Origin of the sequence: Kerstersia sp. (genome assembly GCF_052103615.1) — a bacterium.
GTDB lineage: Bacteria > Pseudomonadota > Gammaproteobacteria > Burkholderiales > Burkholderiaceae_B > Kerstersia.
The window spans coordinates 39,727-60,465 of record NZ_JBQEKA010000013.1; the positions used below are offsets into that span (position 1 = coordinate 39,727).

Annotated in this window: 16 protein-coding genes and 1 pseudogene; 6 read left to right on the plus strand and 11 right to left on the minus strand. The window is 64.6% G+C overall.

Going from position 1 to position 20,739, the window contains the following annotated elements; genetic code table 11:
- Positions 1-38 precede the first annotated feature (38 nt).
- Positions 39-824: pseudogene (locus ACTJGZ_RS05410) on the plus strand (TRAP transporter substrate-binding protein); the annotation flags it as partial.
- Between the two features lie 83 nt (positions 825-907).
- Here ACTJGZ_RS05410 and ACTJGZ_RS05415 read toward each other — a convergent pair.
- The 10 genes from ACTJGZ_RS05415 to bioF all read right to left on the minus strand — a co-directional run bounded on the left by ACTJGZ_RS05415 (position 908) and on the right by bioF (position 12,520).
- Positions 908-2,221, minus strand: coding sequence for a TRAP transporter large permease (locus ACTJGZ_RS05415; RefSeq protein ID WP_441661920.1), 1,314 nt, complete (start codon positions 2,219-2,221; stop codon positions 908-910).
- Positions 2,218-2,754 carry a TRAP transporter small permease gene (locus ACTJGZ_RS05420; protein WP_441661921.1) on the minus strand — a complete coding sequence of 179 codons (537 nt, stop codon included), beginning with the start codon at positions 2,752-2,754 and terminating at the stop codon, positions 2,218-2,220. Before ACTJGZ_RS05420 ends, ACTJGZ_RS05415 begins: the two co-directional genes overlap by 4 nt.
- Positions 2,751-3,791, minus strand: a complete 1,041-nt coding sequence (locus ACTJGZ_RS05425) for a TRAP transporter substrate-binding protein (protein WP_441661922.1) — start codon at positions 3,789-3,791, stop codon at positions 2,751-2,753. The genes ACTJGZ_RS05420 and ACTJGZ_RS05425 overlap by 4 nt, the downstream gene beginning before the upstream one ends.
- A gap of 103 nt (positions 3,792-3,894) precedes the next feature.
- Positions 3,895-4,836: an NAD(P)-dependent oxidoreductase gene (locus ACTJGZ_RS05430; RefSeq protein WP_441661923.1), complete on the minus strand. Its 942-nt coding sequence runs from the start codon at positions 4,834-4,836 to the stop codon at positions 3,895-3,897.
- A 9-nt stretch (positions 4,837-4,845) separates the two neighbouring features.
- On the minus strand, positions 4,846-5,736 hold the full coding sequence (locus tag ACTJGZ_RS05435; protein ID WP_441661924.1) for an NAD(P)-dependent oxidoreductase: 891 nt from the start codon (positions 5,734-5,736) through the stop codon (positions 4,846-4,848).
- Complete coding sequence (locus ACTJGZ_RS05440; RefSeq protein ID WP_441661925.1) at positions 5,733-6,140, minus strand: carboxymuconolactone decarboxylase family protein; 408 nt, start codon at positions 6,138-6,140, stop codon at positions 5,733-5,735. Before ACTJGZ_RS05440 ends, ACTJGZ_RS05435 begins: the two co-directional genes overlap by 4 nt.
- A gap of 76 nt (positions 6,141-6,216) precedes the next feature.
- A complete protein-coding gene (gene styD, locus ACTJGZ_RS05445; RefSeq protein WP_441661926.1) occupies positions 6,217-7,698 on the minus strand; it encodes a phenylacetaldehyde dehydrogenase StyD in 1,482 nt (493 codons plus the stop codon).
- A 213-nt stretch (positions 7,699-7,911) separates the two neighbouring features.
- The gene (locus ACTJGZ_RS05450) at positions 7,912-8,895 is read right to left on the minus strand and encodes a helix-turn-helix domain-containing protein (protein ID WP_441661927.1); all 984 of its coding nucleotides are present in this window, start codon (positions 8,893-8,895) and stop codon (positions 7,912-7,914) included.
- Positions 8,896-9,114: 219 nt separating this feature from the next.
- Positions 9,115-10,539, minus strand: a complete 1,425-nt coding sequence (bioD, locus tag ACTJGZ_RS05455; protein WP_441661939.1) for a dethiobiotin synthase — start codon at positions 10,537-10,539, stop codon at positions 9,115-9,117.
- 790 nt (positions 10,540-11,329) lie between these two features.
- Positions 11,330-12,520, minus strand: coding sequence for an 8-amino-7-oxononanoate synthase (gene bioF / locus ACTJGZ_RS05460; protein ID WP_441661928.1), 1,191 nt, complete (start codon positions 12,518-12,520; stop codon positions 11,330-11,332).
- A 196-nt stretch (positions 12,521-12,716) separates the two neighbouring features.
- Between bioF and ACTJGZ_RS05465 the strand changes: the two genes are divergently transcribed.
- Positions 12,717-13,991: an adenosylmethionine--8-amino-7-oxononanoate transaminase gene (locus ACTJGZ_RS05465; protein WP_441661929.1), complete on the plus strand. Its 1,275-nt coding sequence runs from the start codon at positions 12,717-12,719 to the stop codon at positions 13,989-13,991.
- Positions 13,992-14,040: 49 nt separating this feature from the next.
- On the opposite strand, the gene soxR is transcribed toward ACTJGZ_RS05465, so the two are convergent.
- Positions 14,041-14,529 (minus strand): redox-sensitive transcriptional activator SoxR, encoded by a 489-nt coding sequence (gene soxR, locus ACTJGZ_RS05470; RefSeq protein ID WP_441661930.1) that lies wholly within the window; start codon positions 14,527-14,529, stop codon positions 14,041-14,043.
- Between the two features lie 133 nt (positions 14,530-14,662).
- On the opposite strand from soxR, the gene ACTJGZ_RS05475 reads away from it, so the two are divergent.
- The 4 genes from ACTJGZ_RS05475 to ACTJGZ_RS05490 form a co-directional block, all read left to right on the plus strand.
- On the plus strand, positions 14,663-15,094 hold the full coding sequence (locus tag ACTJGZ_RS05475; protein WP_441661931.1) for a DoxX family protein: 432 nt from the start codon (positions 14,663-14,665) through the stop codon (positions 15,092-15,094).
- Between the two features lie 24 nt (positions 15,095-15,118).
- Positions 15,119-16,252, plus strand: a complete 1,134-nt coding sequence (locus tag ACTJGZ_RS05480; RefSeq protein ID WP_441661932.1) for an efflux RND transporter periplasmic adaptor subunit — start codon at positions 15,119-15,121, stop codon at positions 16,250-16,252.
- Entirely contained in the window at positions 16,249-19,335 is a 3,087-nt protein-coding gene (locus ACTJGZ_RS05485) for a MexW/MexI family multidrug efflux RND transporter permease subunit (protein ID WP_441661933.1), read from the plus strand. Before ACTJGZ_RS05480 ends, ACTJGZ_RS05485 begins: the two co-directional genes overlap by 4 nt.
- Positions 19,332-20,739: efflux transporter outer membrane subunit (locus ACTJGZ_RS05490; RefSeq protein WP_441661934.1), on the plus strand; the 1,408-nt coding region annotated here is incomplete at its 3' end. The genes ACTJGZ_RS05485 and ACTJGZ_RS05490, both read left to right, overlap by 4 nt.

Consider the following 20,739-nt stretch of genomic DNA (forward strand, 5'->3'; position numbering starts at 1 on the left):
GCGCAATTGGCTGACCAGGTGCGGCGCGGCGCGGCGCGGCCGATGTGGTCTGGACGGCGCCGGGTTATTCGACTGGCCGCTTCCCGCGCAGCGAAGCGGTGGAATTGCCCTTCATGCTGCCTGCCAAGGGGGAAATCGGTTCGAAGATCATCTGGGAGTTTTACGAAAGCAGCTTGAAGGATGATTTCAAGGACTACCATGTGCTGGCCTTGCATAGCGACGGCGGCATGCAGCTGCACACGGCAAATAAGCCGGTGACTGAGCTGGAGGCCTTCAAGGGCGTGAAGCTGCGCGCCTCCACGCGGATGACGGCGCGGCTGCTCGATAGCCTGGGGGCGACGCCGGTCAGCATGCCGCCGGCGCAATTGACGGAAGCCTTGTCCAAGGGCGTGGTGGATGGCGCGCTGGTCGGCTGGGAAGTGCTGCCCGCCCTCAAATTGGATGAGGTCACGCGTTTTCATGCCGAGCCTGCCGAAGACCAGCCCATTTTTTCCACAACCTTGCTCAGTCTGCTGATGAACAAGAAGCGCTATGAATCGCTGCCCGATGATTTGCGCGAAATCGTTGACCGCAACAGCGGCCTGGGGCTGTCCATGAGCATGGGGGCGAACTGGGAGCGTTCTGCCAATGCGGCGCGTGAGCAGGTACGCACGCAAGGCGCGCAGGTGGCCGAGATATCCACGGTGGAGTATCAAAAAATGCGTGATGCCGGCCAGGCGCTGACGGATACCTGGATTGCCGAAGCCGGTGAAAAGAAACTGGATGGCGCCGCGCTGGCGGCAGCCTTGAAGGAAATCGCCGAGGCGAATGGCATGAAATATTGAGTTCACGGTTTTTGCCTGCCTCCCGGCCTGCTGCTTGCGCGGCAGGCCGGGTTTTTTGTGGGCGCCAGCGGCGCCCTGCGGGCTTACATGAGGGATGGCAGCCACAGCGTGATGGCCGGGAGGAAGATCAGGATGGCCAGGCGGACGATATCCGCGATCCAGAAAGGCGTGACGCCGCGGTAAATCGTGCCTAGCGAGAGCTCGGGAATCACGGCGCGTATGACGAAGACATTCATGCCGACTGGCGGGGTAATCAGGCTGATTTCCGTCACCACGACCACGACGATGCCGAACCAGATCAAAACCATGCCGGGATCCATCATGCCGCCCAGATCCAGGGCCGCGATAATGGGGTAGAACACGGGCACGGTCAGGAGGATCATGGACATGCTTTCCATGACGGCGCCCAGCAGCAGGTAGATCACGATGATGACCAGGATGACGAGCATGGGCGATAGCTGCTGAGCGATGATCCATTCCGTCAGGCGCAGCGGCGTTTGCGTCATGTTGATCATGTTCGAGAAGATGATCGCGCCGATCAGGACGGCGAAAATCATGCCCGAGGTGCGCGCGCTATCGACGAGGATGCGGAAGAACAGCTTCCAGGTGAGTTGCCGCCGGGCCAGGGTGAAGCAGAGTGCGCCTGCCGCGCCGATGCCGGCGGCTTCGTTGGGCGTGAAAATGCCGCCATAAATGCCGCCGATGACCACGCCGAACAGCACGACGATGCCCCAGACGTTCTTGATGGCCTGGATGCGTTCGCTGCGCGGCAGCTTGGCGCCCGGCGGGCCGGCTTTGGGATTGCGCCAGGTGACGAACATCACGGCCGCGAGATACCCAAGGATGGCCAGCAGGCCGGGCAACAGGCCGGCAATGAAGAGTTTGCCGATATCCTGTTCAGTCATCAGGCCATAGATGATGAGGATGACACTGGGTGGAATCAGAATGCCCAGTGTGCCGCCGGCGGCAATCGAACCGCTGGCGAGCTGGGGGGAATAGCCATACTGCGACATCGACGGATAGGAAACCTTGGCCATGGTGGCGGCGGTTGCTAGGCTGGAGCCGCATAGCGCGCTGAACCCGCCGCAGGCCAGGATGGTGGCCATGGCGAGGCCGCCGCGGTAGTGCCCCAGCACGGCATACGAGGCGGCATAGAGCTGTTGCGATAGCCCGGCCTGCGTAATCAGGTTGCCCATCAGGATGAACAGGGGAATGACCGCGAGGCTGTAGGTCAGTCCGGTTTCATAGACGGTGCTGGCGACCATGGCGGAGGCGGCATTCCAGTTGACCAGAAAGCCGAACCCGGCATAGCCCACCAGGCCCATGGCGAAGGCGATGGGAACGCGTAGTCCCATCAGGGTGAATAACACCAGAAATCCGATCAGGGTTGCAGTCATTGTTGTTCTGCCTGAGAAAGAGGCGTCCCGGAGCCTGAAGCCGGGGCGGCGAAGAGCGAGCACCCGGCCTGCCCCAGAAATACCAGGCCGGTGAGCGCCGCCATGGCGCACATGAGCCAGATCAGCGGAGCCATGGGGATCAGCAGCGAAGCCGTGGTATCCCCATAGGCGCTGGCGTCCATGGCCTTGGGCACGAGACGCCAGGCAACAAACAGCATGGCGACGGCGCACAGGCATTGCACCAGCGCATTGCGCAGCCGCCGCAGGCGGGCTGGCAGCGCGTTCTCGAACAAGTCCACTGAAATATGCTCATGCGCCAGGGTAACGAGCGGCAGCGTGCAGAACACCAGCCCCGCCAGCATGATTTCGGTGATTTCAAAGGAGCCGAGCACGGGGCGGTTGAAAAAGTAGCGCCCGCCGACATCAATGACGGTCAGCAGCATCATGGCCGTCAGCAGGATGGCGGCGATGGCGTTCAGCGCAGTGGTCAGGCCCGCGACGAGCCTGACTGGCAGTGAGGGCGGCCGGTTCATGGCTGGGCTTCCGCGAATTCAGCCGCCAGCGCACGCAGTTCGTCGATGGCTTTGCGTCCGTCCACACCTTTTTTGCCGGCGTTGGCGATCCAGGCGGCCTCCATGGGGGCGGTGCGTTCGCGGATGTCCGCCAGCAGGTCTTGCGGCGCGGCATGCAGGGAAATATTGTGTTCCTGGATGACATCCGCCGCTTTATTGGCAACCTGATCATAGGAGCGGCCGGCCATGCGCGCGAAATTTTCGCCGGACAGCCGCATGATGATGGCCTGGTCTTCCGGGGATAACTGGCCGAATTTATCGCGGTTCATGACGAAGAAAAAGGACGAGTTGTAGAGGCCGCCCGGCACTTCCGTGATGTGCTTGATCAGGTTGCTGATCTTGAAGCCTTCCAGCGCATCCAGGGTCAGCAGCGCGCCGTCGGCAATCTTGTTGGAAAGGATTTGGTAAAGCTCGGACGCCGGATGCAACAGCGGGCTCATGCCCAGTTTCTGCGCGGTTTCATTCATGATGCCGCCGCCCACACGCATCTTCTGGCCTTTCAGGTCGTCGAGCGACAGCATGGGCCGGGTGAGGTGGAAGATATGGCCGGGCGAGTGGGTATAGACGCTTAGCACCTGCACGCCGCGGTGTTCATTGGCCGCTTCCAGGTATTTTTTGTAGATACGCCAGTAGGCGGCCGAGATCGCTTCGCCAGAGTTGCCGGTGAAAGGCAGTTCAACAATCTTGGTCAGTTCAAAGCGGCCGGGCTGGTAGCCGTGTACGCCATAGCTGACATCGGCCTGCCCTTCGCGGACGACGTCGAAGGCGGCCTGCGGGCGGCCTAACGGCGCGGGCAGGATGGTGACTTTGACCCTGCCCTCGGTTTCTTTTTCCACCGCTTCGGCCCACGGGCGAAGCGCGTCAGTGACGAAAAAATAGCCCGGCGGCAGCCAGGATGAGACGGTCAGTTCGGTGGCAGCACTGGCGCTGCCCGGCAGGCTGGCCAGCAGGCCCAGGGCCAGACAGAGCTGGCGGCAGTGGCGGATGATCTTGGACATGATGTCTCCTCGTTTTCTTATGGGATATCTGAGGTGTCGCGGGTGGGGTGTTGCCGGTGAGGCAGCGGCTGCGGGGGCAGCCGCGGGGGTGGCTGCCTGCTGGTCAGGCAGGTGCTGGCGGTTCGGAGGCCGAGACGATGTCCGTGCCGGTCAATTGCTCGACCCAGCGCACCAGTTCACTGACGCTGGCGCCGGGCCCGGCGGCCAGTGAGGCGGCCCGCCAGAGTTGCTGGCCGTTGCCGGAAAATGGCGCGGGCATGTGCTGGCGCGCGGCCAGCTCCATGCCGATGCCAATATCCTTGAGCATCAGTTCCAGTTTGAACGGATCATCGAAGCGGCGGTTGAGCACGCGCTGGCGGACATGGGTTTGGCAGACCCAGGAGCCGCCTGTGGATTGCAGCAGGACATCCGTCATGACGGCAGGATCCAGACCGAGCCGGGTGCCCAGCGCCAGACCTTCCGACAGCGCCAGCAGATTCATGGCGGTAATCATGTTGTTGAGCGATTTCATGGCATGCCCGGCGCCCAGGCCGCCCAGGTGGAAGGTGGCACGGCCCATGCAATCCAGCAGGGGCCGCACGCGCGCCATGTCCGCGTCGGTGCCGCCAGCCATGAAGACCAGCTCGGCCGCTTCGGCGCCCCACTGGGCGCCGGAAACCGGCGCATCGACCATGCTGGCGCCGCGGGCGGCCAGGGCAGCGGCTGTTTGTTCCGTGATCCAGGGTTCGGACGATGAGGTATCCAGCAGCAGGCTGCCCGGGCGCAGTTCGGCAAGCAAGCCGTTTTCGCCTTGCACGACCTGCTGCACCACCTGGCCGTTAGGCAGCATGGTGATGATGATGTCGCTATGGCGCGCGACGTCCGCCGGGGTGCTGGCGGCGCGGGCGTGCGTGAGCGTGGCCGCCAATTGCGCGGCGGCGGCCGCGTCAATGTCATAGAGGCTGAGGCGATAGCCGGCGCGGGAGAGATGAGACGCCATATGGCGGCCCATCACACCCAGGCCGATGAAGCCCAGCGCGGGCAGGGAGTGATCCACAGTGGTCATGGCGTTTCCTTAATGCCCCGCCCGCCAGGCGAGCCAGGCGGTCGATTGGTCGCAGGCCGGGCCGCGCGCCTCACAGGCGGCGGCCCAGCGTTCGGCCACCAGGCGGCTGACAGGCGCGTTGGTGTTCAGCGCCTGGCCCAATTGGCTGGCAATGCCCGCATCCTTGGTGAGCAGGCCCAGGGCGAAGCCGGTTTGGTAGGTGGCGGTGACGACATGTCCGGCGAAGACTTTTTCGCTATTGAAGCTGCGCCCGGTAGATAGGTTGATGATGTCCACCATGAGGCTTTCGTCCAGGCCGAAGGTCTGCCCTATCATCAAGGCTTCCGCGGTGGCCGCATAAGTGGCAGCGGCGACGAAGTTGTTGAGTGCTTTCATGGCGTGGCCTGAGCCCGAGCCGCCCGTGCGAAAGACGCGCTGCCCCATGGCGTTGAACACCGGCATGGCCGTGTCGATGGCGTCTGCGGCGTTCGTTCCGGCCATGATGGTCAGCGTGCCAGCCACCGCGCCCGGGACGCCGCCGGAGACAGGCGCGTCGATCAGGGTCAGGCCGGCGGCCTGCAATTGCGCCGCCAGGGCGCGGGTTCCCAGCGGGTCTGCGGAACTCATGTCGATGATGATGGTGCCTGGGGCCAGATGGGCGGCCAGGCCGCCATCGGCTTCCAGCAGCACGGCACGGACTTCTTTGCCGGTAGGGAGCATGGTGATGACAATCCGGGTGCCGGCGGCCAGCTGGGCCCAGCTGCTGCATGGCACGGCGCCATATTGGCTGGCGATGTGGTCGCGGCGTTCCGGGGCAAGGTCGAAGACACGCAGGGGAAATCCGGCCTTGGCCAGGTTGGCCACCATGGGTTCTCCCATGTTGCCCAGGCCGATGAAGGCAATTTGCGTGGTCCCGGTCATGGCGTTTGCTCCGGCGCGGCAGCAACCAGGCCCAGATCCTGCAAGGTGGCATCAGTATTGAGCCAGGCATCGACGGCGGCGGGAATGCCGCAATAGAGCGCGGCATGGCGCATTAGCGCGCCCAGTTCTTCCACGGTGACGCCGTTTTGAATGGCGCCCCGGACATGAATGCGCAACTCGTGCGAGCGCCCCAGGGCGATCAGCATGGCGATGGTCGCCAGGCTGCGCTGGCGCAGATCCAGGCCGGGCTGGGTCCAGACCTGGCCGAAACAATCGGCGGTCACCATGTCTTGCATGGGGCGCAGAAAGGCGCTGGCCTTGGCGATCTGGGCATCCGTGGCGGCAGCGCCGAAAATCTGGTGCCGCAAGGCCAGGCCGGCGGCGTGGTGGGGAGAGACTGGCATGGAGGGTTCCTTGTTGAAATCAGAGGGAGGTGATGGGGAAGTGATGCGGAGGCAGGGGGCGGTCAGCGGCACGGCTTCAGTAGGCGATACAGACCGATTTGAGTTCGGTATAGGCGTCGATGGCGCTGCGGCCGTGCTCGCGGCCTAGGCCTGACTGCTTGAAGCCGCCGAAGGGCATGTTGGGGTCAACCATGTTGTGGCTATTCACCCAGACTGTGCCGGCCTGGAGGGTGTCGATGGCATGCTGGGCGCTGTCCAGCCGGTTGGTCCAGATGCTCGCGCCCAGGCCATAGCTGCTGTCATTGGCCTGGCGCAGCACCTCATCGAAATCGTCGAAAGGCATGGCCGTCAGCACAGGGCCGAAGACTTCCTCGCGCAGCAGCGTCAGGGGCTTGCCGCCGGGGTTGGCGATGATGGTTGGGCGCACGAAGAAGCCGTTGCTGTCGTCGGCATCGCCGCCCGCGACGATGTCGCCGCCTTCGCGGATGGCGTCATCGACAAATCCCAGCACGCGGGCGCGGTGGCGCGCGGACACCATGGGGCCCATCTGCGCGCCGGGGTCAAAGCCGCTGCCGAGGACCGTGCCATCGGCAATGTCAGCCAATCCAGCCAGAACAGCGTCATACAGCGGCCGGGCCACATAGAGACGGGAGCCGGCGGTGCATACCTGCCCATGGTTGAAGAAGATCGCGCCGGCGGCGCCTTGCACGGCCTGGGCGACGTCCATGTCGTCCATGATGATGACGGGGCTCTTGCCGCCCAGCTCCAGCGTTGCCCGGCGGATATCGTGGCCGCATTGCGCGCCTATCATCCTGCCGACCTCGGTGGAACCGGTGAAGGTGATCTTGTCCACGCCAGGGTGGCGCGCCAGGGCCGCGCCCGCATGCGGGCCATCACCGGTGACGACGTTCAGCACGCCGGGAGGAAAACCGGCCTCATGGGCCAGTTCGGCCAGGCGCAGCGCGGTCAGCGGGGTTTCTTCAGCGGGCTTGAGGACCACCGTGCAGCCGCAGGCCAGAGCCGGGGCAATTTTCCAGATGGCCATGGCCAGCGGGAAATTCCAGGGCACGATGGCGCCGACCACGCCTGCCGGGACGCGCAAGGTGCTGGCGCGGTAGCGGACACCCGGCGGAAAGGCCAGGGAAAGGTCGAAACTGCTGCCTTCTATTTTGGTGGCCCAGCCGGCCATATAGCGCAGCCATTGCGCGCTGCCGCCAACTTCTATGGCTTGTGACCAGGGCAGCAGCTTGCCCTGGTTCAGGGTTTCCAGCGCGGCAATTTCATCACCGTGGGTTTCCAGCAGGTCGGCCAGGCGCAGGATCAGCCGTTCCCGGGCGGCGGGCGTCATGCGGCGCCAGGCATCGGATTGCAGCGCCTGGCGCGCGGCTTGCACGGCGCGGTCTATGTCCTGCTCGGTGCCGGCGGCAACCTGGGCAATCTCGGCGCCTGTGGCGGGATCGTAAACGGGGAAGGTGGCGCCTTGCTCGGCATCGCACCACCGGCCCTGGATGAAAAGCTGGGTGCGGATGGCTGTTTTGGCAAGTTCGGCTGCTTGCATGCGTGTCTCCTGTTGTGGTGAAACCATTCTAGGAAGACGCAAGCGGCAGGCCTTGTGTGGATGTGCACCGGTCTTGGCCGGTTGTGCAGGCTCAGGGAAAACACCGACAGCCGGCGGCGGGATGCGTGGGCGCCCGCTTGCGCCCCGCACCCGTGCCAGGCTGCGTTGCGGCGCTGAGGGCTGGCGCCTGTCAGGCCAGGCGCGGGGCAGGCGTCAGTGCTCGCGGGCGGCGGGGCGCGGGCGCGGCCGTTCTGGGGTTTTGCCGCTGTGCTGGCCGATGCGCCAGATGGCGGGCGATACGCCATGTCTGGCGGTGAATACCTTGCTGAAATGGGCGGGGTCGGCGAAGCCCGTATGGCGCGCGATTTCGGCAACTGGCGTATCGCGCCAGGCCGGTTGCGCAAGCATCTGGCAAGCCCAGTCCAGGCGTGCCTGCTGAATGAAGGCGCGAGGGGTGGTGCCGGACAGGGTAAAGAGGTTGTAGAGGGTGCGGCGCGCCATGCCGAGCTCGCGCGCGACGACATCAGCTGTCAGGCCCGGCTCGGACAGGCGTTCGTTGATCAGGCGGATGGCCCGTTGAAGCCGGGCGTCGGGTTCCTGGATGCGGGTATCCAGATATTGGCGGGCCTGGCTGGCCAGCGCCTGCTGTAGCAGGTTGACGGTGGCGTCTTGCAGCGCTTGCTGGCTGCCGGGATCCAGCGGGCCGGGTTCGCGCAAGAGCGCGCTCAGGCTGGACAGCACGATATGGGCGGTGCCGCCGCCTGCCATGGCGCGGCCCGCCAGCGCCGCCACCGCAGGCGACCAGCCGCGGCTTTCGTGCTGGGGCACCAGCAACACCAGTGAACGGCTGTATTCGGAGGACTCGATGCTGTATTCGCGTGTCGTGTCATAGACCGACCACATGCCTTTGCGCAGCCGCGTGTCCTGGTTGCCCTGGCAGATGCGGCTTTCACCATCGAGCTGCCAATACAGCTTGAAACAGGGCAGCGGGCCGTTTTCGGCAATCAGCCGGGGGCGCAGCACGCGCGTGGCGGTGAGGTAGAGCTCGGCTGCAATGCTGTCGCCGAATTGCGCGATCAGGGCGCTAGTGAAAAAACGGGTGCTGCGTGAGGATTCGATATCCAGTTCAAGGAAGTTCTTGCTGGCGATATCGCTCCACTGCTGGACACTGCTGGTGCGTATTTCTGTTGCGGCCATGATGCCTGGTCTCCTTGCCGGTTGCCGCACGCAGAGTCTGTCCAGGAGGCATGGAGGGCCGCGTCTTGCCCGGACGGGCGTGGTCGCAGCGCAGCGTGGCATGGGCGTGAGGATGGCCGGCACGGAACAGTGAAGCCTGTTTGGGGTACTGGGGGGTAGTAGTGTTTTCCCAGGGCAGACCGGTCTGCCCTGGGGCTGGCAGGCCGTGGCGGCGCGGTGTTATGGCGAACAGTCTGGCGCAGAGTCTGGCGCAGATTCTGGCGCTTGCGCTAGGCAGCGATCCAGCGCAGGCACGAGCGCGGCCAGGTGATGCACGGCGGCTGTGTCCAGCGTGCCGCATGGCGGGAACTCTGCCAGTACCCTGACCTGGCCGAAATGTTCGATGGCGCGGCGGTTGCCGGGCGACGGCGGGCCATTCAAAATGACGCCCAGCACAGGTATCCGGCGGGCGGCGAGCGCCTGCAGGCTCAGCAAAGTATGGTTGATGGTGCCCAGGGTGCTGCGCGCCACCAGGACGACCGGCAGGTCGAAGCGGGCAATCAGATCCAGCATCAGATCGTGTTCATTGATGGGAACCAGCAGCCCGCCTGCGCCTTCGACGATCAGCGGCGCCTGCGTGCCCGGCAGGTGCAGCGTGTGCATGTCGATGGCGGTGTGTTCCAGGGCGGCGGCCGCCCAGGGGGATAGCGGGGCTTGCAAGGCGGCGCCCGGGGCGTGGATGCGTTCCGGCGGCAGCCCGGCCAGGCGGGCGACGGTGTCGGTGTCACCGGCTTCGTCGGCCAGGCCTGTTTGCAGGGGCTTCCAGTAATCGGCTTGCCAGGCATGGGCCAGGACGGCGCTGGCCAGGGTTTTGCCAACGCCTGTATCCGTGCCGGTGACAAACACGCCGGCGGGGGGGCGGCGCCAGGCGCCGTAAGCAATTTCGTAACTCACGCTTTGGTGTTCCTTGTCGAAGCGCTGCAGGACAGCGCGTAACTGGCTGGCCGAGAGGGGGGTGTGATGGCTGGCCGGACAGGTGGCGCCGATGGCCTTCAAGCCGCGCAGAAATGACAGGCCGCCGGTGTGCGCCACACGCAGGGATTCCGTCACGAGATGGCCGGAAAATGGCAGGCTCCGGCCTATGTGCGCTGCCGGTGGATAACTTCGTGTCCCGGCCTGCCAGCCCAGTTGCTCATGGGCCGCGCGCCATTCGCGGAAAGTGCCCGCCGCCAGGGTGTTGAACGCCAGCCAGCCTCCAGGCGCCAGGTAGGCCGCCAGGCGTGCCAGGCCGCTGTTCAGGTCGTCGAACCATTGCACGGCCAGGCTGGAGCAGATCAGATCAAAGTGGCCTGTCAGGCCTGACGGATATTCGCCGTCCATCGCCAGGAACTGCTGCGAATCGCCGGGAAAGTGGCGCCGGGCCTGGCTCAGCATGGCAGGAGAAATGTCTGTCAGGGTCCACGAAGCGGGCCCTAGCAGGCCTGCCAGCTCACGCGTCAGCAGGCCTGTGCCGCAGCCGATTTCCAGGATGCGGGGGCGCGGCGGCAGCGGCAGACGGGCAATGCGCTGCGCCAATTCACGGGCGGCATGCTGTTGCACGCTGGCATGCTGGTCATAGCGCGCGGCGCTGCCATTGAAGCGCCGGGCAATGTCCGGCTTGTGGATAAGTTTGTGAGTAACGATGGCTGGCGGGGGCGAATCACAGGGGCGGCCAGGGGGATGGGCGTTACCCGCTGGATAGGTGTCCAGTACAAATTCCGCAATCCGGCTGGCGCACCAGGCGCTGTCCGTCAGGGGCAGCAGATGGCCGCCCGCATGCCAGTGGGTATCTTGAATCCCCATGGCTTGGGACAGGGCGGCGGGGACCAGGGGGTCATCCAGGCTGGCAAGCAGTCGCACCGGCAGCGCCAAGGATGCCAGCGCATTGCGTTCATCCCGGTCGCGCAAGGCGCGCAGCCCATCCGCCAGCGCGGCTGCCGCGGGCACGCCGGCGGCGGCGGGCGCCCCGCAGCGGGCACGGAATTCGTCCACAAGCTCACGCGGCGCCTGTGCGAGCTTTTCCAGCATGCGTGTGAGCGCGCGCGGCGGTGTGCCATGAGGATGATCCGGGGCGCGGCTGAATCGGGCAAAACCGTTGACCAGCACGAGCCCGGCGCAAGCGGGCGGCAGCTCGCCCAATAGGCGCATGGCGCCCAGGGAATGGCCGATGGCAATCACGGGGCCGCTGCCAGGGCATGCTGGCGGTTGCGGGCGATGGGCAGGCACAGCGCCTGCGGCTGATGGGGCTGTGAAGTAGCCCGCATCCAGGGCGGCTTGCGGATATTGCGGCAGCCGGGCCGCAAGATGGGCGCGCACCTCGGCCCAGAAGCTGGCGTCAAAGGCCCAGCCGTGGACGAATAAAAGCGTGCATGGCGGCAGGCTGGCGCCGGGGCGGGATGATGGGGCGGGCATGGGTTCAGGGCCGCCGGGGCAAGTGCCTGGCCGCCTGCCGCAAGGCGCTGGCGAGCCGGTCTATTTCGGTGTCGCCGTGGGCGGCAGACAGTGTCAGCCGCAGACGGCTGGTGCCGCTGGGCACGGTGGGCGGACGGATGGCAATGGCCAGGCAGCCCAGGTCTTGCAGGTGTTGGCTGAGCGCCAGCGCGTGTTCGGCGCTGCCGGCGATGGCAGGAATGATTTGCGTGCTGGAGGGGCCGCAATCCAGGCCCAGCTCCTGCAGCAGGCCGCGGATGCCGCTGGCGTGAGACTGCAGGCGGGCGCGTTCGGCCTGCATGCCGGGCACCAGTTCGAGCGCCGCATCCATGGCGCCCAGCACGGCGGGCGGCAAGGCGGTGGTGTAGATCAGGCCGGAACAGGTGTTCACCAGATAGTCGCACAGGACGCGGGATCCGGCGATATAGGCGCCAAACCCGCCCAGCGCCTTGCTGAAGGTGCCCATGGCCAGGTCCACGCCGGGGATGCCGCTGCTCAGGCCCATGCCATTCTGGCCCAGCACGCCCGTGGCATGGGCTTCATCCAGGTAGAGAAAGGCATGGTAGCGGCGGGCCAGCGCGGCCAGCGCGGCGACATCGGACTGATCGCCATCCATGCTGAACACGCTTTCAGTGACGATGAAGCGCGTGCCGGGCTCATGGGCACGCGCTTGCAGCAAGGTTTCCAGATGCGCCAGGTCATTGTGGCGGTAGCGGATCTGCCGCGCGCCGGCTGCCTGGCAGCCCATGTGCAGGCTGGCGTGGTTCAGCTTGTCACAGAAAACCAGCGGGGGCGCGGCACTGCTGCCCGCCTTGAGCAAGGCAGGCAGCACGGCGGCATTGGCTTGCCAGCCAGAGGCCAGCAGCAGCGCGGCTTCCGTGCCTTTGAGCGCTGCCAGGCGGGTTTCGACCTGCTGGTGGATATCGAAGGTGCCGCATACCAGCCGGGAAGCCTGGGCCCCTGCCCCCCATGTCTGGCTCCACGCGTGAGCGCGCTCAACGAGCAGGGGGTGGCGTGACAGGCCGAGGTAATCATTGCTGGAAAAATTCATCAGCAATTGCCCCTCCCGCCAGACATAGCCGGCGGGCGCCGAACGGCAGGGCCGCAAGTGCCGGCGCGCCTGCGCCGCGTCTGCCCTATCCAGGTGCTGCTGCAAAATGGAATCTATTTTTGACATCAATTGAGCGAAGATGGGTGCGTTTTAGCGGCAATTGGAGGTTTCGAAGAGATGGGTACACTCGCCGAATCGCGTTTTGGCGGATTGTAGTCAGGAAAATTGGCTTGGCAATCGTCGCTCAAAATGTGCCTATCGGCGTTCTTTATGGCGCCAAAATTCAATATTCATCTTTAACTTTTTAATGGGGTGAAGTGAAATGGACGCGTATTCCAATCCCTGGATGGCGGCAGGCATGCGGCATATCTGGTTGCCGTACACCCAGATGCAGACGGCCACGCCGCCGCTGCCGGTGGTGCGTACCGCGGGCAGCCAGATCGAGCTGGCCGATGGGCGCACGCTGGTCGATGGCGTGGCCTCGTGGTGGACGGCCTGCCATGGCTACAACCATCCGCATATCGCCGCGGCGGTGCAGCAGCAATTGGCAGCCATGCCGCATGTGATGTTTGGCGGGCTGGTGCATGAACCGGCGCTGCGGTTGGCGGCGCGCCTGGCAGCCGTTCTGGGCGGCGGGCTGGAACGGGTGTTCTATACCGATTCGGGCTCGGTGGCGGTGGAAGTGGCGATGAAAATGGCCGTGCAGTATTGGTTGAACCAGGGAGAAACTGGCCGCACGCGTTTTCTGGCATTTCGTGGCGGCTATCACGGCGATACCCTGGGCACGATGGCGGTGTGTGACCCGGAAGAAGGCATGCACACGCGCTTTCAGGGCATGCTGATTGGCCATGACATCGTTGCCTTGCCAACGGACGATGCCGCCGAAGCGGCGCTGGACGGTTATCTCGCGCGCGAGGCACATGCGCTGGCTGGCATTCTGGTGGAGCCCCTGGTGCAGGGCGCGGGCGGCATGCTCATGCATGCGCCTGCTGTGCTGCAGCGCTTGCGGCGTCTGGCGGACCGCCACGGCCTGCTGCTGATTTTCGATGAGATTTTTACCGGTTTTGGACGCACCGGCACGATGTTCGCCTTTCAGCAGGCGGGCGTGTGGCCGGATATCATCACGCTGTCTAAAGCCCTGACCGGGGGCACCTTGCCTTTGGCAGCAACGGTGGCCAGCCGCCGGGTATTCGATGGTTTCCTGTCTGATGACCCGGGCCACGCCTTGATGCATGGTCCGACTTTCATGGGGAATGCGCTGGCGTGCGCAGCCGCCAACGCCTCGCTGGATCTGTTCGAGCAGGAGCCGCGCTTGGTGCAGGTGGCTGCCATCGAAGCCGTGTTGCGCGCGCGGCTGGCGCCGTTGGCCGATTTGCCCTGGGTGGCGGATGTGCGCGTGCTGGGCGCGATCGGTGCGGTGGAGCTGCGGCAGATTCAGGACCGCGAAGCGCTCAAGCGCCGCTTTGCCGATGCCGGGGTCTGGATCCGGCCATTTGGCCGGATCGCCTATGTCACGCCAGCGTTCACGATCACGCCGGAGGAACTGGACTTCCTGCTGGAAGCCATGACCCAGGTGCTGGCGCAAGGCCAGCCCTGAGCGCTCTGCCCCTCACTGCCGCGGCCATTGGCACTGCAATCGGCCAGGCCTAGCCCTGCGCTTGTTCCGGTGCTGAGAGGGGCCGTTCCAGTATGCGCGGCCCCGCGCCTTCCTGGCCCAGGATATCGCCGGGGTTGCGCAGCGGACAGTCCTCCATGGACAGGCAGCCGCAGCCGATACAGCTATCGAGCTCATCACGCAGGCGTTGCAGGCGGGTGATGCGCTCGTCCAGGCTGACGCGCCAGAGCGACGACATCTCGTGCCATTGTTTGGCGCTCAGTTTGCTGTCGGCGGGATAGCGGCAGAGTGCCTCCTTGATTTCTTCCAGGGGAATACCAGCGCGTTGCGCCACTTTGATGATGGCGATGCGGCGCAGCACCAGCGACGGAAAACGGCGCTGATTGCCGCCGCTGCGGGTGCTGGCAATCAGGCCTTTGGATTCATAGAAATGCACTGTCGAGACAGGCACGCCGCTGCGGTGCGCCACTTCGCCCACCGTCAGCGGGCGGGATAAGTCTATGGGTTGTTGCGTCGCCATGATGCTTGACCTCAAGTTAACTTGAGGTTTTATAGTCCAGCCCAAGCCCCAATGCAAGTCTGCATTGTTCTCGTTCCCCTACGGTTTCGTGAGCCCGGCAGCGCTTGCCGGCTCGTCTTCTGGAGTCATGCACATGCGCAGTTTTGTCGATAACGCTTTGGAAAGCAGATGGCTTTGGTGGCTGGCCCGCATTCTGCTGATTGTGGTGTTTGTATCTTCCGGGCTGGCCAAGCTGATCGACTTTCAAGGGGGCTTGGCGGAAATGCGTGCCGCGGGCCTGGAGCCTGCCCTGTTTTTCAATATTGCGACCGCTGTCTTGCTGCTGGGCGGTTCCTTGCTGATCGTGCTGGACCGCGCGTTGTGGCTGGGTGCCGGCGCATTGGCGGTTTTTATGGTGCTGGCAGTGGTGATTGTGCACCGCTTCTGGGCGCTGCCGGAAGCGCAGGCGAAGCTGGCGCTGTTCTGGGCGCTGGAGCATGCATCGGTGGTTGGCGGGCTGATAGCAGCGGCGATTGCCAGCCGGTTGCGCCAGCGGCCTGCGGCCATTCCGGTGCGGCTGCGCTAGGCCCTGATGGGAAGTGAGGAAATCATGAAAAGAAATACGGGTTTTTGGGGGATGGCGACGGTGTCTGTCGCCGTGGCGGCCTTGGCGGTGGTGGTGTTGCTGGTGACAGACCGTTCCAGCGCTGAAGCAGGCGGCGCCTGGCCTGCCACCAAAGTGGCCTTGGCGCCGGTGGAACGCCTTGCGGCGCCACGGGCTTTGCATGGTGTGGGGGCGCTGGAAGCGGCGCGCCAGGTGGAGCTGGCGGCTGAAACGCCGGGACGGGTAACGCGCATTGCCTTTGAGTCCGGGCAAACGGTCAAGGCAGGCCAGTTGCTGGTGCAAATGAACGATGCGCCGGAGCAGGCCGAACGGCTGCGGCTGCAGGCGCAATTGCGTAATGCGGAAACTGTGCTGGCGCGTACGCGTGTTCTGCGGGCGGATCAGGTGGCCACACAGGAGCAATTGGACAATGCCGTGGCTGCCCGCGATATGGCCAGAGGCGAGCTGCGCCGTGTCGAGGCGGTGATCGCCCAAAAGGCGGTGCGTGCGCCGTTTGCAGGGGTCATCGGTATCCGCCGCGTGCATGAAGGGCAATATCTGAATGCCGGTGATGCTGTGGCGAGCCTGGTAGATGCCCATACCATGCACGTGAATTTTTCTCTGGATGAACAGGCTGTCCGGCATCTGCATCCGCAGCAGCCGGTGGTGTTGCAGCTTGACGCCTGGCCGGAACAATCGTTCGAAGCCCGCATTACCGCCATCGACCCGATGATAGGTGCATCGCGCACAGTGCAGGTGCAAGCCAGCCTGCCCAATGCCGATGGCGTGCTGCGTGCCGGGATGTTTGCCGGAATCCGCGTGCAGCGCCCGCAGCAGGAAATGGTGCTGGCGGTGCCGGAAACCGCGCTGACCTACAACGCGTACGGCCAGACCGTGTTCCTGACCCGCCAGAATGACAAGCAAGGGCTGACGGTACACCGCATGGCAGTGAAAACAGGCGAACGCTGGGATGGCAGGGTGGAAATCGCATCCGGTCTGGCCGAAGGCGACCAGGTCGTGGTGTCCGGCCAGATCAAGCTGAGCGATGGCATGCAGGTGGAGCCTGTGGCGCGCGACGCCTTGAACGAAACCGGCGGCGCCGCGCCGCAGGCGCCGGCTGCGGAAGGAGCCGGGTCATGAAGTTCACCGATATGTTTGTGCGCCGCCCTGTGCTGGCGCTGGTGGTGAGCTGCCTGATCGTGCTGCTGGGCCTGTTTGCGCTGGGCAAGCTGCCCATTCGTCAGTATCCGCTGCTGGAAAGTTCGACCGTCACTGTGAGCACCGAGTATCCCGGCGCGTCGGCGGAGCTGATGCAGGGGTTTGTGACACAGCCTATCGCGCAGGCGGTGTCTTCTGTCGAAGGCCTGGATTACCTGGCGTCTTCCTCTACGCAAGGGCATAGCCAGGTGACGTTGCGCATGGAGTTGAATCGCGATTCCACGCGCGCGCTGACGGAAACCATGGCCAAGATCAATCAGGTGCGCTACCGCTTGCCGGATCAGGCCTATGACCCGGTGGTGGAGCTGTCCGCCGGGGATTCCACGGCTGTCGCTTATGTCGGTTTTTCCAGCGATAGCCTGTCCACCCCGGAGTTGACGGATTATCTGTCGCGTGTGGTCGAGCCGCTGTTTTCCGGTATCGACGGCGTGGCCAAAGTGCAGACTTTCGGCGGCCAGAAGCTGGCCATGCGTCTGTGGCTGGATAGCGAGAAGCTGGCGGGCCGCGGCCTGACGGCCAGTGATGTGGCCGACGCGGTGCGGCGCAATAACTATCAGGCGGCGCCCGGGCAGGTACGGGGGCAGTATGTGGTGTCCAATGTCCGGGTCAATACCGATCTGGGCAGCGTGCAGGAATTCCAGGATCTGGTGATACGCAATGACGGCAATGGCCTGGTGCGCCTGCGCGATATCGGCACGGTGGAGCTGGGCGCGGCCGCGACGGAAACCAGCGCCCGCATGGATAGCAGGAATGCGGTGCACCTGGGCTTGTTTTCCACCCCTGCCGGGAACCCGCTGGTGATTGTTGACGGTATCCGGCAGCTGCTGCCGGAAATCGAGAAAACCCTGCCGCCCGATGTGCATGTGGAGCTGGCATTCGAAACGGCGCGCTTTATCGAGGCTTCCATCGGCGAAGTCATGCATACCCTGGTGGAAGCGGTGCTGATCGTGGTGCTGGTGATCTGGCTGTGCCTGGGGTCGCTGCGCACCGTCATTATTCCTGTGGTGGCCATTCCCTTATCCATGCTGGGTGCCGCAGGCTTGATGCTGGCTTTCGGTTTCAGTATCAATCTGCTGACCCTGTTGGCCATGGTGCTGGCCATCGGCCTGGTGGTGGATGACGCGATTGTGGTGGTGGAAAATGTGCACCGCCATATCGAGAGCGGCAAAAGCCCGGTGGCGGCCGCGCTGGTAGGCGCCCGGGAAATTGCCGGGCCGGTGGTGGCGATGACGCTGACGCTGGCGGCGGTATATGCGCCTATCGGCCTGATGGGCGGGCTGACGGGCGCCTTGTTCCGCGAGTTCGCCCTGACGCTGGCGGGCGCCGTGATCGTATCGGGGGTGGTGGCGCTGACGCTGTCACCGGTGATGAGTTCGCTGTTGCTGCCCGCGGGCCAGCAGGAGGGCCGCCTGGCCCGTCTGGCCGAGCATGTGTTCAGCGGGCTGGCGCGGCGTTACGGGTTTGTGCTGGCATTTTCTTTGCGGCGGCGCTGGCTGAGCGGCGGTTTTGCCTTGCTGGTGTGTGCGGGGCTGCCGTTCCTGTATCAGTTGCCGCAGCGCGAATTGGCGCCGGCAGAAGACCAGGCGGCGGTGTTGACTGCCATCAAGGCGCCGCAGCATGCCAGCCTGGCTTATGCCGAGCGTTTTGCGGAAAAGCTGGAAGAGGTCATGGAGAGTATCCCGGAAACGACGGGCACCTGGATCATCAACGGCACAGACGGCCCATCGGCCAGTTTCGGCGGCATCAATCTGTCTTTGTGGGGGGAGCGCGAGCGCTCTGCCGCGCAGGTGCAGGCAGATTTGCAGCAGGCCGTCAGCAATGTCGAAGGCAGCAGCATTTTCGTGTTCCAGCTGGCGCCCTTGCCGGGGTCCAGCGGGGGCTTGCCGGTGCAGATGGTCTTGCGCAGCGCGCAGGATTATCCGGTGCTGTATCAGACCATGGAAGAGTTGAAGGAACGCGCGCGCGCCAGCGGCTTGTTTGTCGTGGTCGATAGCGATCTGGAATACAACAATCCGGTGACGCAGGTGAACATAGACCGCGCCAAGGCGGCCAGTCTGGGCATACGCATGCAGGATATCGGCGATTCGCTGGGTGTGCTGCTGGGGGAAAACTACCTGAACCGTTTCGGCTTGCAAGGGCGTTCCTATGATGTCATTCCGCAAAGCGTGCGTGAGCAGCGCCTGACATCACAGGCCCTGGCACGCCAGTATGTGCGTACCGATACGGGGGCTTTGGTGCCTTTGTCCACGGTGGTGACGCTGGATACCCAGGTCGAGCCCAATCGCTTGCCGCAATTCAATCAGCAGAATGCCGCAACCTTGCAGGCCATTCCTGCGCTAGGCGTGTCGCTGGGGCAAGCCGTGGCGTTTCTGGAGCAGGCGGCGGCGGAGTTGCCGCCGGGGTTCAGCCATGATTGGCAATCGGAATCGCGCCAGTATGTGCATGAAGGCAATGCCCTGCTGTTCGCTTTCCTGGCGGCGCTGGTGGTGATTTATCTGGTGCTGGCCGCGCAGTATGAAAGCCTGGTGGATCCGCTCATCATCCTGATTACCGTGCCGTTGTCGATTTGCGGCGCCCTGCTGCCGCTGGCGCTGGGCTGGGCCACGCTCAATATTTATACCCAGATCGGTCTGGTGACTTTGATTGGCCTGATCAGCAAACACGGCATTTTGATGGTGGAGTTTGCCAATGAATTGCAGGTAAGCGAGCAGCTGGACCGTTCAACCGCCATTGTGCGGGCGGCGAAGATTCGTTTGCGTCCGGTGCTGATGACAACGGCGGCCATGGCATTCGGTGTTGTGCCGCTGCTGTTTGCGAGCGGCGCAGGCGCCAGCAGCCGTTTCGGGCTGGGGGCGGTCATTGTGTGCGGGATGCTGATCGGTACGGTGTTCACGCTGTTTGTGCTGCCGACGATTTATACCCTGCTGGCGCGTGATCATCGCGTGCAGACGGCGCGCGGCAGGCAGTTGTCCGAGGCCGAAGCGGCGTTGGAGGGATCGTTATGACATCATTTTTTTCACGCGGGCTGGCGCTGGGCGCGCTGGCTTTGCTGGCGGGCTGCATGGTCGGCCCGCGTTATGAAACGCCAGCCACGCCAGGCATTACGTTGGCCAGTGAGCAGGCTGCGCGGTTTGCTGCCGCGGAGGCGGCGTTACCGGCGCGCTGGTGGACGTTTTTTGATGACCCGGCATTGGTGGCGTGGATAGATGCTGCGTTGGCGCATAACCATGATATTCGCCAGGCGCAGGCGTCGCTGTATGCGGCGCGCGCGGTGTTTGACGAGCGGCGTCTGGATCGCCTGCCGGGTGTGACGTCCGGGGCGGGTTACGAACGCGGTATTCAGCAGCAGATGGGGGCGAATGGCGAGCCGGCCCGGGCGCTGTCGGAGTCCTGGCGGGCGGGTTTCGATATGCAGTGGGAGATCGACTTGTTCGGGCGTCTGGCGCGTTTGCAGCAGGCGGCCCAGGCGCGTGCCGATGCGGCGCAGGCCGAGTTGTCGCTGATGCGTTTGAGTATTGCGTCGGAGGTGGCGCGAACGTATTTCGAGGCCCAGGGTTTGCGGCGCCAGCTTGAGGTGACGCGCCAGGAGCTTGCCAATTGGCAGGAGACTGTGCGCCTGACGGATGCGATGGTGCGTGCCGGCAGCGGGTTGCCTGAGGATCTGGAGAACGCCCAGAGTCAGCGCTTGCGCAGCGAGGCAGCGTTGGCGCCGCTGACGGCCGCGTTGCAGCAGGCGCATTACCGGCTGGATGTGTTGTCGGGTAAGCCGCCGGGCCAGGGTTTGGCGGTGCCGGGCGAGCGTGGCGCGGGGTTTGTGGTGCGGCAGTTGCCGTTAGGGGATGTGGATGCCCTGGTGCGCCAGCGTCCGGATGTGGTGCGTGCGGAGCGCCAGTTGGCGGCCAGTGTGGAGGATGTGGGGGCGGCAACGGCGGAGTTGTATCCCCGGCTGGATTTGGGCGGTTTTATTGGTTTTTTTGCGTTGCGTGATGGGGATTTGGGGAGCGCGTCGCGGGCGTTCCAGGTGGCGCCGGGGTTGAGTTGGCCGGCGTTTCGTTTGGGTAATGCACGCGCCCGGTTGCGGGGGGCGGAGGCGGTGTCCGAGGGGGCCTTGGCGCGTTATGAGCAGGCTTTGTTGCAGGCGCAGGAGGAGGTTGAGAATGCGGTGACGCATTTGTCTGAGAATCAGCGCCGGATGGCGGCGCTGTTGCAGTCGGCGCGGCATGCGCAGGCGGCTTTCGATATTGCGGATAAGCGTTATCGCGCGGGGGCGGGGGCGTATTTGGCGGTGCTGGAGAATCAGCGGGCGTTGTTTCAGGCCCGGCAGGCGATTGCTGAGGCGGAGACTGCGTCTTATGTGGATGCGGTGGCGGTGTATAAGGCGTTGGGCTGGGGGACGGGGGAGGTGTTGT